General features: G+C 62.7%; 11 protein-coding genes and 1 other RNA gene. 9 read left to right on the plus strand and 3 right to left on the minus strand.

Annotated features, from left to right (window positions below):
* The first annotated feature begins 9 nt into the window (after positions 1-9).
* From GGU46_RS09685 to GGU46_RS09700, 4 genes are all read left to right on the plus strand, one after another.
* A complete protein-coding gene (locus tag GGU46_RS09685) occupies positions 10-1,737 on the plus strand; it encodes a peptidase domain-containing ABC transporter (protein ID WP_183403313.1) in 1,728 nt (575 codons plus the stop codon).
* Positions 1,738-1,779: 42 nt separating this feature from the next.
* Complete coding sequence (locus GGU46_RS09690; RefSeq protein WP_183403314.1) at positions 1,780-3,180, plus strand: HlyD family secretion protein; 1,401 nt, start codon at positions 1,780-1,782, stop codon at positions 3,178-3,180.
* A 122-nt stretch (positions 3,181-3,302) separates the two neighbouring features.
* Positions 3,303-4,751 (plus strand): TolC family protein, encoded by a 1,449-nt coding sequence (locus GGU46_RS09695; RefSeq protein ID WP_183403315.1) that lies wholly within the window; start codon positions 3,303-3,305, stop codon positions 4,749-4,751.
* A gap of 167 nt (positions 4,752-4,918) precedes the next feature.
* Positions 4,919-5,614 carry a DUF1361 domain-containing protein gene (locus GGU46_RS09700; protein ID WP_183403316.1) on the plus strand — a complete coding sequence of 232 codons (696 nt, stop codon included), beginning with the start codon at positions 4,919-4,921 and terminating at the stop codon, positions 5,612-5,614.
* On the opposite strand, the gene GGU46_RS09705 is transcribed toward GGU46_RS09700, so the two are convergent.
* The gene (locus tag GGU46_RS09705) at positions 5,609-6,466 is read right to left on the minus strand and encodes a restriction endonuclease (RefSeq protein ID WP_183403317.1); all 858 of its coding nucleotides are present in this window, start codon (positions 6,464-6,466) and stop codon (positions 5,609-5,611) included. The two genes, GGU46_RS09700 and GGU46_RS09705, sit on opposite strands and share 6 nt — an antisense overlap.
* A 77-nt stretch (positions 6,467-6,543) precedes the next feature.
* Here GGU46_RS09705 and dgt point away from each other — a divergent pair, with 77 nt between their 5' ends.
* Entirely contained in the window at positions 6,544-7,965 is a 1,422-nt protein-coding gene (gene dgt, locus GGU46_RS09710; RefSeq protein WP_183403318.1) for a dGTP triphosphohydrolase, read from the plus strand.
* Between the two features lie 15 nt (positions 7,966-7,980).
* On the opposite strand, the gene GGU46_RS09715 is transcribed toward dgt, so the two are convergent.
* Positions 7,981-11,208 carry an AsmA family protein gene (locus GGU46_RS09715; RefSeq protein ID WP_183403319.1) on the minus strand — a complete coding sequence of 1,076 codons (3,228 nt, stop codon included), beginning with the start codon at positions 11,206-11,208 and terminating at the stop codon, positions 7,981-7,983.
* A gap of 205 nt (positions 11,209-11,413) precedes the next feature.
* Here GGU46_RS09715 and GGU46_RS09720 point away from each other — a divergent pair, with 205 nt between their 5' ends.
* Positions 11,414-11,734 (plus strand): DUF6686 family protein, encoded by a 321-nt coding sequence (locus tag GGU46_RS09720; protein WP_183403320.1) that lies wholly within the window; start codon positions 11,414-11,416, stop codon positions 11,732-11,734.
* 68 nt (positions 11,735-11,802) lie between these two features.
* On the plus strand, positions 11,803-13,686 hold the full coding sequence (locus tag GGU46_RS09725; protein WP_183403321.1) for a DUF4153 domain-containing protein: 1,884 nt from the start codon (positions 11,803-11,805) through the stop codon (positions 13,684-13,686).
* 239 nt (positions 13,687-13,925) lie between these two features.
* Here GGU46_RS09725 and guaA read toward each other — a convergent pair whose 3' ends face one another.
* Positions 13,926-15,458, minus strand: a complete 1,533-nt coding sequence (gene guaA, locus GGU46_RS09730; RefSeq protein ID WP_183403322.1) for a glutamine-hydrolyzing GMP synthase — start codon at positions 15,456-15,458, stop codon at positions 13,926-13,928.
* A gap of 414 nt (positions 15,459-15,872) precedes the next feature.
* Between guaA and GGU46_RS09735 the strand changes: the two genes are divergently transcribed.
* Both GGU46_RS09735 and ffs read left to right on the plus strand, forming a co-directional pair.
* Entirely contained in the window at positions 15,873-16,331 is a 459-nt protein-coding gene (locus GGU46_RS09735) for a carboxypeptidase regulatory-like domain-containing protein (protein WP_183403323.1), read from the plus strand.
* A 123-nt stretch (positions 16,332-16,454) separates the two neighbouring features.
* Positions 16,455-16,551, plus strand: an RNA gene (ffs, locus tag GGU46_RS09740) — signal recognition particle sRNA small type.
* Positions 16,552-16,576: the final 25 nt, after the last annotated feature.

Here is a 16,576-nt window from a genome sequence, read left to right on the forward strand (position 1 = left end):
TTTGCATTCATGGCCGATCATTCTGAATCTACGCTTACGCCGGGCCAGCGCCTGCTGCGCCTGGTGTCTGCCGAGCGCCGCGACATTGTTTACCTCTACGTGTACGCGGCCCTGGCGGGCCTCATCAGCCTCACCCTGCCCCTGGGCGTGCAGTCGGTAATTGGGTTTGTGAGCAGCGGCGACGTGAGCACCTCCCTGGTGGTGCTCATCGGCTTTATCGTGTTTGGTACGTTTGTGGTGGGGGCTCTGCAGGTGATGCAGCTCCACTTGGTCGAGTACATTCAGCAGCGCCTGTTCGCCCGCATCAGCTTCGATTTTGCCGTGCGCCTGCCCCGGGTCCGCACCGAGTCGTTGAACGGCCAGTATCTGCCGGAGCTGGTCAACCGCCTGCTCGACACGCCCACCCTGCAGAAAGGCCTCTCCACGCTGCTGGTAGAGTTTACGGCCGCCGCCATCCAGATTCTGTTCGGCCTGATTCTGCTTTCCCTCTACCACTACGTCTTCATCGCCTTCGGGCTGCTGCTGATTTTCCTGCTGGCCCTGATGGTGCGCTTCACCGGCCCCAACGGCCTGGAGTCCAGCCTGACGGAGTCGAAGTATAAGTATCGGGTGGTGGCCTGGCTGGAAGACGTGGCCCGCACGGTGCACACCTTCCGGCACGCCCCGCGCCAGCAGATGGCCATTAGCCGCACCGATAAGCTGGTGGAAGGCTACCTGACGGCCCGCCAGACCCACTTCCGGGTGCTGGTGACTCAGTTCTGGGGTTTCGTGGCCTTCAAAACCCTCATTACGGCCGCCCTGCTGATTCTGGGCTGCTGGCTGCTGATCAGCAAGCAAATCAACATTGGGCAGTTTGTGGCTGCTGAAATTGTGATTATTCTGACCATTTCGGCCGTGGAAAAAGTGCTGCTGAAGCTGGACGTGGTGTACGACGCCCTGACCTCGCTCGACAAAATCGGGCACGTACTGGATTTGCCGGCCTTGCCCGCCCGCCAGGGGGTAGCCCTGCCCCTGTCTGATACTCGTGTGGGGCTGCGCGTGGAAGTGCGCCACCTGTCCTACAGCTACCCCGGCAGCACCAAGCAACCCATTCAGGAGGTGACCCTGAGCCTGGAGCCGGGGCAGCACCTGGGCCTGGCCGGCTTCGATGGCTCGGGCAAAACCACCCTGCTGCGTATTATGGCCGGCTTGCTCGATGACTACACGGGCGTCATTGCCTACGACGGCCTGCCCCTGCAGGACATTTCCAGCGAGGCCCTGGGCCTGCACGTCGGCGACAATATCTCCCACCAGCATCTGTTTGAGGGCACCCTGCTGCAGAACGTGACCCTCGACCAGGCCAGCATCAGCCCCGAGGACGTGGCCTGGGCCCTGGAGCTGGTGGGCCTGCGCGACGCCCTCTACACCCGCTCCCAGGGCCTGAACTCACACATCGGCATTGGCACGCCGCTCTCCGACAGTGTGCGCCAGAAGCTGCTGCTGGCCCGCGCTCTGGTGCGCCGCCCCCGCCTGCTGCTGCTCGATACCTTCCTGCCCGGCGTGGAACCCGGCGAGCGGCTACGCACCCTGGCCCGCCTCCTCGACCCGGTGCACCCCTGGACGGTGGTAGTGGCCTCCAACGACGTGCGGGCCCTGCAGCTGTGCCCCCGCCTGGCCGTACTGCGCGAAGGCCGCCTGGTAGCCGAGGGTCCGTTTGCTACCCTTTCGCAACACTCCGATTTGCAGGAGCTGATTTAAGCGCCGCGTCTCACTCCCCCCGACTTCTCAGCACCCTTTGCTATGCCTTTTGCTGAACATCCGCTCGAAGAAACCAACCCCCTGACGGCGCAGTTTAACTCGTTTAAGCGCGTCCAGACGCCCAGCACCGGCCGCACCCTGGCCCGCTGGCTGGGCGGGCTGTTCGTCCTGCTTTTCCTGGCCGGCTTCCTGCCCTGGACCCAGAACATCCGCTCTACCGGCCGCCTCACCACCCTGCGCCCCCAGGACCGCCCCCAAACCGTGCCCAGCACCATTGCCGGCCGTATTCAGCAGTGGCGGGTGCGCGAGGGCCAGCAGGTGAAAAAGGGCGACACGCTGGTTGAAATTGCCGAAATCAAGGAAAAATACTTTGACCCCGAGCTGCTGCAGCGCACCCGCGAGCAGCTGGAAGCCAAAATTGCGGCCCTGGAGGAAAACCGGGGTAAAACCGCAGCCTTGGGCATTCAGCAGGAAGCCCTACGCCAAGGCTTGAGCGTAAGCCTCGACAAGGCCCGCAACAAAGTAGCCCAGACCCGGCTGAAGGTGAACTCCGACGAGGCTGAGCTGCGCGCCGCCAACAACGACTTCGACATTGCCCGCCAGCAGCTGCAGCGCCAGGAAGCGCTGTATCAGCAGGGCCTCAAGAGCCTCACCGAGCTGGAGCAGCGCCGCCTGAAGTTTCAGGAAAGCACCGCCAAGCGCCAGGCCGTGGAAAACAAGCTGGGCGCCTCCCGCCAGGAGCTGGTGAACGCCCAGCTGGAGCTCTCCTCGCTGCAGGCCGAGTACCAGGACAAGCTGGCCAAGTCGGAATCGGACCGCCGCTCGGCCGTGGCGTATCAGTTTGATTCCGAGGGGCAGATTGCCAAACTGCGCAACGAGCTGGCCAACCTCAGCATCCGCTCGGGCTACTACCACATCACAGCCCCCCAGGATGGCTACGTGGTGCGGGCCCTGAAAGAAGGCCTGGGCGAAATTGTGAAGGAAGGGGAGGCCGTGGTGACGGTAATGCCCAACACCCCGGCCCTGGCCGCCGAGCTGTACGTGCAGCCCATGGACATTCCGCTGCTGAGCGTGGGCCGCAAGGTGCGCCTGCAGTTTGATGGCTGGCCTGCCCTGGTATTCAGCGGCTGGCCCGGCACCAGCTTCGGCACGTTCGGGGGCCGCGTGGCCGTCATCGATAACATTGACTCCCAGGGGCAGTACCGCATTCTGGTTACCCCCGACCCCGGGCTGGAGCCCTGGCCCAAACCCCTGCGGGTGGGCTCCGGGGTGTACGGCTGGGCTCTGCTGGACGATGTGCCCATCTGGTACGAGCTCTGGCGCCAGCTCAACGGCTTCCCGCCCAACTTCGTGGGGTTGCCCACTGATAGCGGTAAGGGCGGAAAAGAAGCCAAGAAAGCCGATAAAACTGCCGACAGCGGCGGAGAGGAGGAAGCCAAATGAGTCAGGAGTCGTCAGTTATCAGTTGCCAGTTGCCAGGAGGGCACTGCCCGCCGGCCTGGGCACTTGCCACGGCGCGGCCTGGACGCGGCCGGCTAGCGTGCCTCAGCCGGTTTCTGCGCACCGTGGGGGTAGGAGCACTACTGCTATTGTGGCTGAGCGCGTCGGGGCAGGCCCAGCCTAGGGCTGCGGCTGCCTCGGCCCCGGTCGATTCCGGGCAGGTGTTCACCCTCACCGACCTACTGAACTATGTGGCCCTGCGCCACCCGGTGGCCCGGCAGGCCGGGCTGCTGCCCGAGCGGGCCCTGCAGGAAGTGCGCTACGCCCGCGGCCTGTTCGACCCCGCTGCCACCAGCAAGTACTACGGCAAAACCTTCAAGGGCAAGGAGTATTTCCACGACTGGGACACCCAGCTCCGGATTCCGGTGTGGTACGGGCTGGATGTGAAGGCCGGCTTCGAGCGGGGGGTGGGCGCTTACGTCAACCCCGAAAACTACACCTCCCCGGCCGGCCTGAGCTACATCGGGCTGTCGGTGCCGCTGGCCCAGGGGCTGCTGATTGACGAGCGGCGGGCGGCCGTGCGCCAGGCCCAGGCCCTGCAGGGCCTGGCCGAAGCCGAACGACGCGGCGCCCTGAACAAGCTGCTGCTGCAGGCGGCCAAAGACTACTGGGAGTGGAGCCTGAACTACCAGCGCCTGCAGCTGCTGGACCGCAATGCCGGGCTGGCCAGTGTGCGCTTTCAGGCCGTGCGGCAGCGGGTGCTGCTCGGCGACCTGGCGGCCATCGACTCGGTGGAGGCCCTCACGGAAGTGCAGAACCGCCAGGCTACGCTCAGCCAGGCGCGGGTGCAGTTTCGCAACGCTACCCTGCTGCTGAGCAACTACCTCTGGAATGAGCAGCAGCAGCCGCTTGACTTGCCCCCGGCCGCCGTGCCCCAGCCTTTGCCCGGTCCCACCGACTGGCGCACCCTGCCCCCCGACTCGGTGGCTGTTCTGGCTCAGCAGGCCCAGCAGATTCATCCGGATTTGCAGAAAAGCCGCGCCAAAATCAGCCAGCTGAGCGTGGAGCGTCGGCTGTTGTCCAACAAGCTCCTGCCCAAGCTGACCCTCGATTACAACCTGCTGCAGGCTGGGCAGCCCTTCAACCCGGAAAAGGCCGCCAGCCTGAGCGGTAGTTACCTCGAAAACAATTACAAGCTGGGCGTGAGCTTTGCTTACCCCTTGCTGCTCCGCCAGGAGCGGGCCAAGCTGCAGCTTAACCGCCTGAAAACGCGCGAGGCCGAGCTGGACCTGCAGCAAGATTCCCGCGAAGTGCAAACCACCGTGCGCAGCGTGGCCAATGACTGGGAGGCCCTGCGCGAGCAGCTAAGCCTGCAGGAGCGGGTGGTGCGCAACGCGGAACTACTGCGCAACGGCGAGCAAATCCGGTTTGAAAACGGGGAAAGCTCCGTGTTCCTGATCAACTCCCGGGAAGCCAGTCTGGTGTCGGCGCGGGTAAAGCTGGCCGAGCTGCAATCCAAGTACGCCCAAACCCAGGCCACCCTGCGCTGGGCCGCCGGGGGCGTGCCGGAATAGAAGTGGGGTTGTTTGCGTAATTATTAAACCGTCATTCCTCAATCAGCTCGGAATGACGGTTTTTGTTTCCTGTCAGAGCGTTTCTGGAAACTGTTTCCGGAGTGCAAGGCAATGAGGGCCCGTACCCTGCCGTTACTACCCCTGGTTAAAATTTCGTACATAGTGTTATGTCAATGTTCGTAGCTACTTTATCTGTGCCCCAACTGCGGCAGCGTCTCAATCTGATGCTGGTGCTGGGGGCCTCGCTGGCCCTGAGCGTGGTACTGATTACGTTTCGGGTCTTTCTTACCCACAAGATTTCCTTTGTCTTTCTGCTCTGGAACCTGTTTCTGGCCCTGATTCCGTTCGGGCTAAGCACGATGCTGGGCCTCACGGCCGGCCGCCTGAAGGCCCGGGTGCTGCTGCCAGTGGGGGCCATGTGGCTGCTGTTCTTCCCTAACGCCCCCTACATCCTCACCGACTTGTTCCACCTGGAGCCCCGTCCCGAGGTACCCTACTGGTACGATCTGGCCCTGATCCTGAGCTGCGCCTGGAACGGGCTGATGCTGGCCTACGCCTCCCTCACCGATATGCAGCTGCTGGTTGCGCGCCGCCTGGGGTGGTGGGCCGGCTGGGCGTTTGCTACCGTAGCCCTGCTGCTGAGCAGCTTTGGGGTGTATCTGGGCCGCTACCTGCGCTTCAATAGCTGGGACATTTTCACCAACCCCATCACGCTGTTCTACGATATCGTGACGCGAATTCTGCACCCCACCGCCTACCGCGACGCCTGGGGGGTAACTCTGCTTTACGGGGTGTTCCTGCTGCTGGGCTACGCCACCGTGCGGCTGCTGGGGCAGCAGCGGGAGCCACAGTCAGAATTATAGATTCAGGAACCAGTCGTTCTTTAATGTTACTGTTTCAATCAATTCTACTTCTATTCCAAGCCGTAACTCTTTAAGCTTTTCGCAAAGTAGGTCACCATCAATCAGGTCAATTGGTGGTGCACCGTCTCTTGTTGCTTCTCTGGCAGCATCTCTAGTAAAGCTTCCTGTTGTAATAAACAGGCCTTTGTCAGCTCTACCCTGCATTGCGCCCCGAAAGTCTCTTATCTGTCCGGCTGATATGGAGCCTTTATATCGTTTACACTGAAAAATAACGTGAAAGCTTAGAAATCCATTTATTCGGACGATGCCTTTTCCATCAATGCCTCCATCTCCTGTTTTACCCGTCACTTCGACCTGAACAAAGCCGCTTTCTCGCAAGATGCGCTGAGCTAATCGTTCAAAGGCATCAGGAGCAATGCCCTGCAGAGTTATGAGTAATTGCTCTTTCCAAGTGGCTATTTCCTCTGCTTCTGTTTGAGTAGAAGAGGATGGCCCAGGAGAGTCGAATTCTTGTGCCTTTTTGGATTCGGCACGCACATTCCGCACTATTTGCTTGACATCAATTGTCGCAATTTTGACGTCTGGAGAAGCCAATGACCAGACTTTACGGGCCGAATTTTCTATAAGACCAGACTTTCGAAGGTACGTTCTGGCCCAGGCAAGCCTGTACTCTATTTCACTACGTCCAGTTTCCCCGTGTGGTACCTGTAAGATGGAATCTGTGAACCGCAGGTCATTATAAACACGCTCGTTTATTTCTTCAATTGTGCCGGACCCACCTAAAGAAAGAAGCGCCTGTAGTACTGGCTTCATGAGCTTGTCGTAGGTAGGAAGTTGAGGTTTTGAAGACATAGGAGAACATTAAAAGCACTTGCAAGGTAGCGCATCATACAGGGATAAAATACCTTTTCGCCTACCTTGCCTTTCTGATGATGCACCTCCAGCCCGACTCGCCCGATACCCCCACCATGACCTGGGAACGGCTCCTGAGCCGCCGCCGCTACCCCGAGCAGCCCCAGCTTCACCTCGTGACGGATGCCCCGCCCGTGCGCGGGGCCTTCGTGCAGGACTACGACCGGGTGGTGTTCAGCTCGCCGTTTCGGCGGCTGCAGCGCAAAACCCAGGTGATGCCCCTGCCCGAAACCGATTTCGTGCACACCCGCCTCACCCATTCCCTCGAAACGGCTTGCGTGGGTCGCTCCCTGGGCCGGCTGGGCGGGCGCCTGCTGCTGGAGGAAACCCCCGACTTGGCCCGGCAGCTGCCCCACCTCGACAGCGACTTTGGCGATATTGTGGCCGCCGCCTGCCTGGCCCACGACATCGGCAACCCGCCCTTCGGGCATTCCGGCGAGGACGCCATTTCGGCCTACTTCCGCAGCCCGGCCGCCGAGCCCTTCGTGCGGGTGCTGAACGCCGCGCAGCGCGCCGATTTGCAGCAGTTTGAGGGCAACGCCGCTGGCTTCCGCACGCTGACGCACACCTACGCGGCCCATAGCAGCGGCTCGGCCGGGCTGGGCCTTACCTATGCTACCCTCGGGGCGTTTACCAAGTATCCGCGGCCTTCCGTTGTGGAAGAAGCCTCGCTTACGCGCGGCACCAGCGAGAAAAAGTACGGCTACTTTCAGACTGAAGCCGACCGGTTTCAGGAGGTGGCCCGCGAGCTGGGGCTGCTGCCCAAGCCGCCCGGTACCCAGCTCGGGGGCTTCTTCCACCGCCATCCGCTGGCCTTCCTCGTGGAAGCCGCCGACGACCTCTGCTACCGCATCATCGACTTTGAGGATGGCCTGAAGCTGGGGCTGATTCCGTGCGAAACCGGACTGCGGGTGCTGCGCGAGCTGCTCGGCGACGCCCCCGGTCGCCGGGGCTCCCTGGAGTGGCGCGACTGGCGCGAGGAACTGGGCTACCTGCGCGCCCGCCTCATCAACCGCCTCGTGCAGCAAACCGCCCGCCTGTTCGCCGACCGCGCCGACGACCTGCTGCGCGGCCGTTCCGACGAGCCCCTGGTGCAGCAGCTCGACTGCTGGGAGCAGCTCCAGCACATGCATCAGCTTACCATGGAGCACCTCTACCGCAGCCGGCCGGTGCTGGAAATTGAGGCGGCGGGCTTCGAGGTAATGGCCGGCCTGCTTGATGCCTTCCTGCACGCCACCTTCGACCCCCAGGAAAGCCCCCGGTCCCGGAAAGTGGTGCAACTGCTCCCCGAGCAGTTTCGCGGCATCGGGCACCAGCAGGGCGTTTCCGCCTACGAGCAGATTATTTTACTGACGGATTACATTGGGGGCCTCACGGACCAGAATGCCATCAGCCTGTTCCGTACCATTCGGGGGATTGATCTGCCAAAAGGATTCTAACGGCGGCGCTTCCGGCTATTGCAGCAGGCGCAGGGTAGTATCCAGGGGCTGGCGCCGCAGGAGCTGATGATACTCGCGGAGCAGCTCCTGCTGCTGCAACTGCTGTTCCTGCTTCTGGAAAGGGCGCACTTTGTAGGGCTGACCCGGCTCCCGGCGCAGGTTCAGATACACCAGCCCCCGACTCGGGCGCTGCTCAGCTTCGCCGCTCCGGATGCGGGCAATGCGCCTCTCATTGTTGCCGAACAGGGCCTGCAGCGGGCTTAGCCCCACGTACAGGTTGGCTTGGCCCGTGAGGTAGTACTCGCCGGTAACACTCATGTCGGTCAGGTTACTGCTCAGGCTCAGGCTCGGAATCAGCAGGCGGCTGCCATCCAGAACGAAGCGGGGCTGCACGGGCTCGAAGTAGAGGTGCCCGGTGCGTTTCTTGCTCAGAATCTTCATGGCCTGCATGGCCGCTTCTACTTCAATCAGTTCCAGCTCCTGCACATCGGTACGCAGAAAAGCCTGGGTTTTGGCCAGTCGGGGCAGGAAAGTGGCCCCCAACTCCGTGTGCACGTCGGCCTCGCAGTCCATACTGCCCCGGATATTCTCCGGGCCTAGCACATCAAACCCCAGCGCGGTGGCCAGCTCAAATAGCTTGGGCAGATGGATATGGCGCAGCCGTACCTGGGTGTGCAGAGGGTAGCGGCCCGTGTCGGCGTCGGTGCGCAGGGTGCCGCGCAGGTGCACCGAGCCATCGAGGGCCTGCAGGCTGCATTCGGTTACCTGCACCTGCCCGGCCTGCAGGGTACTGAGCAGGCGAAACTGCCGCCCCCGCAGACTGCCGTACTGCATCTGATTGGCGGTTACGCGCACCCGGCCGGTAACAGTGCCATCCAGAAACGGCGAGTCCTGGGGGTTGCCAGGGCGGGAGGGGGTAGGGGTATTAGGTTTAGCAGCCCCGGAGCTCAGCCCCGTCAGCAGTTGCAGCAGGTGCTGCACATTCAGGCTGGCATAGTGCAGGTTGATGTCGGTGTTCAGGTTGGTGAGCTGACTGCCCCGCAGTTCGGCGCTGCCGCTGAGCCGCCCGCTCCCCCCATGACTGATGCCAAAGGTGAGGGCCGGAATCAGGAAGCGGGGCCCGGTCTTATCGAGCCGCAACCGCAGGTTGGTAAATTGCTCACTGTCAGAGAATACAAGCCGGTCGATAGTTATCAGGCCCTGGCCGTTGGCGGCCAGCAGCACTTCGCGCAGGGTAGGGGCGGCGGGCGCGGCCGGGTCGCGGCGCGAGGGGCGGGTGATGCGGGCCAGGAGCTCGTGGTAGCGCAGGGTACGGAAGTGCACGGCCAGCTGCGCCGCTACCGGCTGCAGATTCAGCGTATCCGTCGGCCAGCTGACGACCCCCTTCAGGTCGCCGCCCCACATGCGGCCCCGTAACTCCGTCAGCTGCACCCGTTGCCCGTCGTGGCGCACGGTGGCCGCCAGGTGCTGCAGGGTGTCGGAGGCCACCACCAGCTGCCCGCAGTGCAGCCGGATGTTCAGGTGCAGCCCGGGGGGTAGGAAATTCAGGACCTGCGCGGCCAGCTGCTGATTCGGCGTGTAGCCCGGCCGTCGGGCCTTGGCCAGTCGGGCCCGCCCGCCCGGCGCGGCCAGCAGGCGCCGCAGCTCCCGCAGGTCCAGGGCATCAACCCCAAACTCCCCCCGGATGGTAGTAACGGGCTGCTGCCCACTGAAGTAAGCCAGCAAATAAGTGGTAGTGGCATTGGCCCGCACCCGCATGCCATTGAGGCGCCCCGTCAGGTTTTCCAGCGCCCACATGCTGTCGTGCAGGCGCACCAGCACGTTGAGGTTGCTCATGGAGGCCTGCCGGCCCGGGATAGTAAAAGAAGCCCGCTCCAGCCGCACCGTGCCTTGGGCCCGCAGCAGGGGTAGGAGGGTATCGGGGCGGAGGGTGCGGCGGGCCTGGCGGTCCGGAATTTCGGGCACGGCGCCATCCAGGCGCAGGTCGAGCGCGGCTTCGCCCCGGCGGGCTTTCCAGAGGCGGGGCGCCACCACGGCCGCCAGCGTTTGCAGCTCGGTGCGGCCCCGCACATGGCCTAGCAGGTGGGGCCGCGTGAAGTCGCGCACCGTCAGGGCCGCATCCAGCTGGCCCGCTTTAGAGTAGATCTTGCAGTGGCTGAAGGCAAGGGAAGTGGAGCGGGGCGAGTGCTCGGGGCCGTTGTCGAAGGTGCCGCGCGCATCCCAGCGCCGAATCCGGCGGGCCGAGTCGGCCCACTGCACCTGGGCCCCGCGCAACGCAAACCGCAGCACCGTGCGCGGCCGGGTGGTGGGCCCGCTCACGCCCCGGATGGTGTACCAGATGCTGGCCCGACTGGGGCTGCGGGCGCCTTTCAGGTAGCGCTGCAGCCCGGCCGGCAAGGCCACGTGCAGCACCTCCAGCAAAGGCTGCGTACCCTGAAAGCGCAGGTTCAGGCGGGTGCCGCGCGCCTCGCCGGGCCCGGCGCCCCGGTGCGTACCGGTTACCAGCACGGTGTCGCCGTTAAGCGTAGCCCGGGTCCGGAGGAAGGTGCCTTCGCGCCGGCGGAAATCGTAGCGGTAACGCATCAGGGCCACAATAGGCTCCTGGGTGAAGAGGTTGCCGCGCCCGCTGCGCAGGTACTCCAGCTGCCCATCCAGCCGGCCGCTGGTGTGGGCTACCCCCCGGCGGGCGCGCACCGTCAGGCGGCCAGCGCGCACGTAGGCCGAGAACCCGCTGCGGTGCAGCTCATTCCGGTCGGTGGCCCGCACATTCATCAGCACCAGGGAGTCCAGGTCGAAGTCGGGCGGGCCCTGGGGGGTAGCGCGGCGCGGCCCTTTTCCCCGCAGACCCCAGTCGTGGCCCCGGGCATCAGTAAACTGCCGAAACTCGCCGTCCTGCAGCGTCAGGTGGCTAACCCGGAGTTGCCCGCGCCAGATTTGTGCCAGCTCCACGCGCGCGTCGGCCCGCCTGATGCGCAGCACCTGCACCGCCCGCCCGTAGGAAGTATCGGTAAGGGCCAGGTGGTGCACGGAGGCCGTCAGGTGCGGAAAGTGGCGCAGTACCGATAGCTCCACGGTAAACGGGGCCACCATCAAATCGGAGTGCTGGCGCAGCCGTTGCCGAATAAGCTGCTCCAGCTGGCGCTGCCCCCACCGCGTACCCAGTAGCCAAGCCCCCGTTACTACCCCCAGCAGCAACCCCAACGTCGTGAGGGCAAGTAGCTGGCGGATAGAGGGTCGTTTCATAGAAGCAGGCGCAACAAGACAGGGGCAGAAGCCCATTCTACGCAGAAACCGGGTAGCACGGCCGCCTGACCAGTGCGCTGAGGCTGAAAGAAAAGGCCCACAAAAACCCGCCGCTATCCGAGCTCAACAAAACAAACTTCTTATTTTAGAATTATTCTAAATAGTTATACTTGCATCGCTAAATCACCTAGGCAACTGCTTTCCTATGGCTCAGTTCTTTCATCACAACGAGTTTGGGTACTGCGCCCGCTGCCCGCGCACGCGCCACTTACACCTGTGCTTCGGCAACGTAGCCATGGCCACCACGGGGGCCGAGTTTCAGGAGTTTCGGGGGGTAGTAAGCGCGGCCTGGGAGCAGCACTGCCTGTGCACCCACGACCCGGAGGCCCGGTGCATTGCCCTGCGCACGTCGGCCGCCAAGCTGGCGCTGGTGTTCACCCTGATTGAGCTGACCCAGCTGCGCGACATCCTGGAAAACACGGCGCTGCTGCTAGAGGTAGAAGCGCTACTGCAGCCAAACGAGTAAGCCCGGCAGTAGGGGGTAGGCTGCTCAATAGAAAAACCGTTTCTTGGCGCACCTATTTCGTGTGACTCATGAAACTTCCTTCCCTGCAGCACCTGGTATCCGAGGCAGCCACCGTGCTCCGGCGCTTCCCGCTCACCCTGCTCTGCGCCTTTGTTCTGGGCGGCGTGGGTATCTACCTGATTTACCTTTCCGACTCGGGAAAAGCTCAGCCGGAATGGACATTGCCGGTGCTGTCGGCAGCTGGCCTGGGGCTTAGCTTTAGTCTGGCGGTGGCGCTGGCGGCCGAGCGGTACCGCTGGCCGGCCTGGGGGAGGTTGGCCGCGGCGGTGGGGGTAGTGGCCTTGCTGGGGCTGTGGTACGCCGCGTGCCCCCCGGAGCTCAATCTGATCTGGGGGTTGCGGCTGTTTGTGCTGCTGGTTGCCCTGCACCTGCTGGTGGCGGTGGTGCCTTACCTGCCGGAACTGCGCCGCAACGCCGACACGCCCGGCTTCTGGCGCTACAACGAAACGTTGTTTCTGCGCATTCTCATCTCGGGTCTGTATTCCGGAGTGCTGTTTGCGGGGTGCGCGCTGGCGTTGGTCGCCATTGATAATCTGTTCGATGTCGAGCTGGATGAGCGCCTGTTTGGCTACCTGTTCACGGTACTGGCTACGGTGTTCAACACCTGGTTTTTCCTGGCCGGCGTGCCCCAGAATTTTGCCGCCCTGGAGCAGGAGGCTACCTACCCCAAAGGCCTGAAGGTGTTCACGCAGTTTGTGCTGCTGCCGCTGGTGGTGCTGTACTTGGGCATTCTGTACGCCTACCTGGGGCGCATTCTGGTGCAGTGGGAGCTGCCAAAAGGCTGGGTTTCCATTCTGGTCCTGGCCCTGGCGGTGGCCGGCATTCTGGCTCTGCTGCTGATTCACCCCATTCGCAACGCCGCCGAAAACACCTGGATCCGGACGTTTGCGCGCTGGTTTTACCTGGCTTTGTTCCCGCTGCTGGGGCTGCTGGCCGTAGCCATTGGTACCCGCATCCGGGCCTACGGCATCACCGAAGAGCGCTACTTCGTGCTGGTGCTGGCTGCCTGGCTGCTGGTAATGGCTACTTACTTTTTGGTGCGCAAAGGCCAGGGTATCATCTGGATTCCGGCTTCATTAGCGGTGGTAGCCTTGCTGTCGGTCGCCGGGCCCTGGGGCGCGTTTGCTACGGCCGAGCGCAGCCAGCTCAGTCAGCTGCGCGAAATCAGTGCCCAGTACAAGCTGCTGAAGGATGGTAAGCTGGACGGCGCCGGCCAGCGGGTGCCGGATTTGCCTTTTGTGGTGAGGCAGCGGCTGACGTCCATTTTCAATTTTTTCGCCAAGCGCGAGGCCGTCGATAAGCTACAACCCCTGTTCGCCGCCTCCCTGCAACTACCCGATTCGCTGCTGCAGGATAATCCGTGGAGAAAAACATCCTGGCAAACCGACCGCCTGTTTGCACTGAGCAATCTGGAGCGCGTCAGCCGCTACGCCAGTGCTGCCGATGAGGAGGAAGTATCTGCCTCCTTCGGCGTCAAAAACCCTGATGTGCTACCTCTCGGTAACGGCCGCTACCTGCTCACCAACCTGAATGTGTATCAGTTTAGGGAGCCCAACGAAGATGCATTGGCCGAGGTGAGTGTGCCGGAGGGCTCCTTCCGGCTCCGCACCCTGCGGCGCGGCCACCAGCTGCAGCTGGAGCAACAGCGCCCCGGCGGCAGCTGGCAGCCCCAGCTCAGCCTCGCACCCGGCGCCCTCGCCGATTCCCTGGTGCGCATCCACGGCCGCAACCCCTCCGTCGGGGTCGATTTGCCCAACTCGGCTCTGACCCTGCATGCCGCCAACCAAAATCTGCGTTTGCAGCTGCTCCTGCGTGGCCTAAACCGCCACCAACGCCAGGATAGCGTCTGGTACAGCTTCGAGGGACAGGCAATAGTAGAGGTAAAGCGCTGAACGAGCAAAGAATAAAGTCCCGTCACGGCCGCACGCCGGCCGCCTTCCTACCCCCTTGCAACCCTCAAAGCCCCAACGGGGCGACATCCATCGTTCAACGATAGGTGTCGCCCTGCTGGGGCTTTGGCACGATGTAGCCAGTGTTTGCTACCAGTGTGTCGATCCTCCGGGGATTTGGGCAGTTAGCAGGGGTAGGGGCCAGGTCACTTTACTCAACTACTCCGTTACTCAGCTACTCTCTATTCCCACTCAATGGTTGCTGGCGGCTTGGAGCTGATGTCGTACACCACGCGGTTGATGCCGCGCACCTGGTTGATGATGCGGTTCGAAACGTCAGCCAGGAACTCGTAGGGCAGGTGGGCCCAGTCGGCGGTCATGCCGTCCACGCTGGTTACAGCGCGCAGGGCCACTACCCGCTCGTAGGTCCGCTCGTCGCCCATCACGCCCACGCTTTGCACGGGCAGCAGCATCACGCCGGCCTGCCACACCTTGTCGTAGAGGCCGTGGTCTTTGAGGCCATTGATGAAGATGGCATCGGCGCGCTGCAGCAGGTCCACTTTCTCGGGCGTAATGTCGCCGAGGATGCGGATGCCCAGGCCGGGGCCGGGGAAGGGGTGGCGGTGCAGAATGTTCTCGGGCAGCTCCAGGGTGTGGCCTACCTCGCGCACTTCGTCCTTAAACAAGGCCCGCAGCGGCTCCACAATCCGCAGGTTCATTTTCTCGGGCAGGCCACCCACGTTGTGGTGACTCTTAATAGTCACGGCCGGGCCTTTCACCGATACCGACTCAATCACGTCGGGGTAGATGGTGCCCTGGGCCAGCCAGCGGGCGCCTTCTACTTTCTGGGCTTCCCGGTCGAACACCTCAATAAAGGTGCGGCCAATGGCTTTGCGCTTCAGCTCGGGGTCGGTGAGGCCCACCAGCGCATCGTAGAACTCCTGGGAGGCATCCACGCCGCGCACGTTCAGCCCCAGGCCCTGGTAGGAGTGGAGCACGTCCTCGTACTCGTTCTTGCGCAGCAGGCCGTTATTCACGAAGATGCCGTGCAGGCGCTTGCCAATGGCCTTGTGCAGCAGCAGCGCCGCCACCGACGAATCGACGCCGCCCGAGAGGCCCAGAATCACCTGGTCTTCCTCGCCAATGGTGCGCTGCAGGGTTTCCACCATGCTGTCCACGAAGTGCTCGGGCGTCCAGCTCTGGTCCAGCCCGCAGATATTCACCACGAAGTTCTGGAGCAGGGTTTTGCCGTCGGTGGAGTGCGTCACCTCGGGGTGAAACTGAATGCCGTAGGTTTCCTGGCCCTGAATCTGGTAGGCGGCCACGGCTACTTCCGGGGTGCTGGCAATGATGTCGAAGCCGGCGGGCAGGGTCTTAATCGTGTCGCCGTGCGACATCCATACCTGCGACTCGGTGGGTACGCCGTGCAGCAGGGGCGAGCTGTGGTGGACGCGCGCGAGGCGGGCGCGGCCGTACTCCCGGATGGTGGCCGGCAGCACCTCGCCGCCCTGCTGGTGGGCCAGCAGCTGCGCGCCGTAGCACACGCCCAGCACGGGCACCTGGCCCAGGTAGCGGGAGAGGTCGGGGTTGGGCGAATCGGCGTCGCGCACGGAACAGGGCGAGCCCGAAAGCACAACGCCCCGGATGTCCTCAGTGAGGTCCGGGGCGTGCGTATAAGGGTGAATTTCGCAGTAAACGTTCAGCTCCCGGATGCGCCGGGCAATGAGTTGGGTGTACTGCGACCCAAAATCGAGAATGAGAATCTGTTGAGGCATGGGCAAAAGTACGGCGCAGATTTCAGACCTGCCGCACCCCGCCGCCGCGGTAACCGCATTTTTCTTGCGGACCGGCCTTGGTAAGCCTGGGCGCTTCCGCCGGAGATGGCCGTAAAATCCGACAGGCTCCGGCTGGACTCCAGTTGGTTACAGTACCGCCCACGGAGCCCTTCGGTGCGGCGTGTAAATAACTTGTTTACCTGATTATAACGTCACAAATAAAGCCTGAAGTGAAACCGCTGAACTGCTGTAACCGCTGATAAACCCCGAAAACGTGCGAGTGTATGCCTATAATCCTATGGTTTTCTCTAACAAGTGCTAGTCACAATAAGGGCATGATCTGCCTTTGTACCCCGCCGAGGCCGATAGTACTTTGTAGCAGTGTTATAGCCGTTAGCTTACCTGCTTTTTTTTATGGATTCCGCTCTTCCTCTGCTGGCCTTGTCGCTGCTAGGTGCCCTCACCATTCCCCCACCGGCCGTGGCCCAGCGCCTGCCCGATGCTACCCCCGAGGCCTTGGCCAAAGCGGTGCAGCTGCCACCTGCCCCGCCCCAGAGCGGAACGTCGGGTAAACCCAGTTCCCGAACCCTGACGGGCAGCGTGGTAGATGAGTGGGGAAAGCCCCTGATGGGGGCCACCGTGATGGTGGTGGGGGAAAAGGAGCACTCCGTCAGCACCAACTCCGAGGGCAACTACCTGCTCCCAACCACCGCCGCTACCCCCGTTATTCAGGTCAGCTTCGCGGGCTACCAGAGTGCCGAGCGGGTAGTACGCGGCCCCGCTGATTTGTTGTTCAAGCTGGAGCCTGTGCAGGGCTACAAGCGCGACCTGAAGAAGCGCAGCAAAGCTGCCACCAAAGCCTGGAAGCACTAAGCCGGTAGCTGAAACAAAGAGCTCAGAAATTTAAATAGGCTGATAATCTTGCTACTACTGCCCCGGGTGAAAAAATATCTGCTGGAAGTATGATTTCTGCCGCAATAGCTGCGTACCTTTGCCCCGGCGAGTCAGAACGACCAGCTCCTGCTGAACTCCCCCAGGACCGGAAGGTAGCAAGGGTAGGTGGTTGAGCGGTGCGATTTTGGCTCGCTTTTTTTATCACGGATTCAGGTGAGCCGTCC

The organism is Hymenobacter latericoloratus (assembly GCF_014199535.1).
Taxonomy (GTDB): Bacteria; Bacteroidota; Bacteroidia; order Cytophagales; family Hymenobacteraceae; genus Hymenobacter; species Hymenobacter latericoloratus.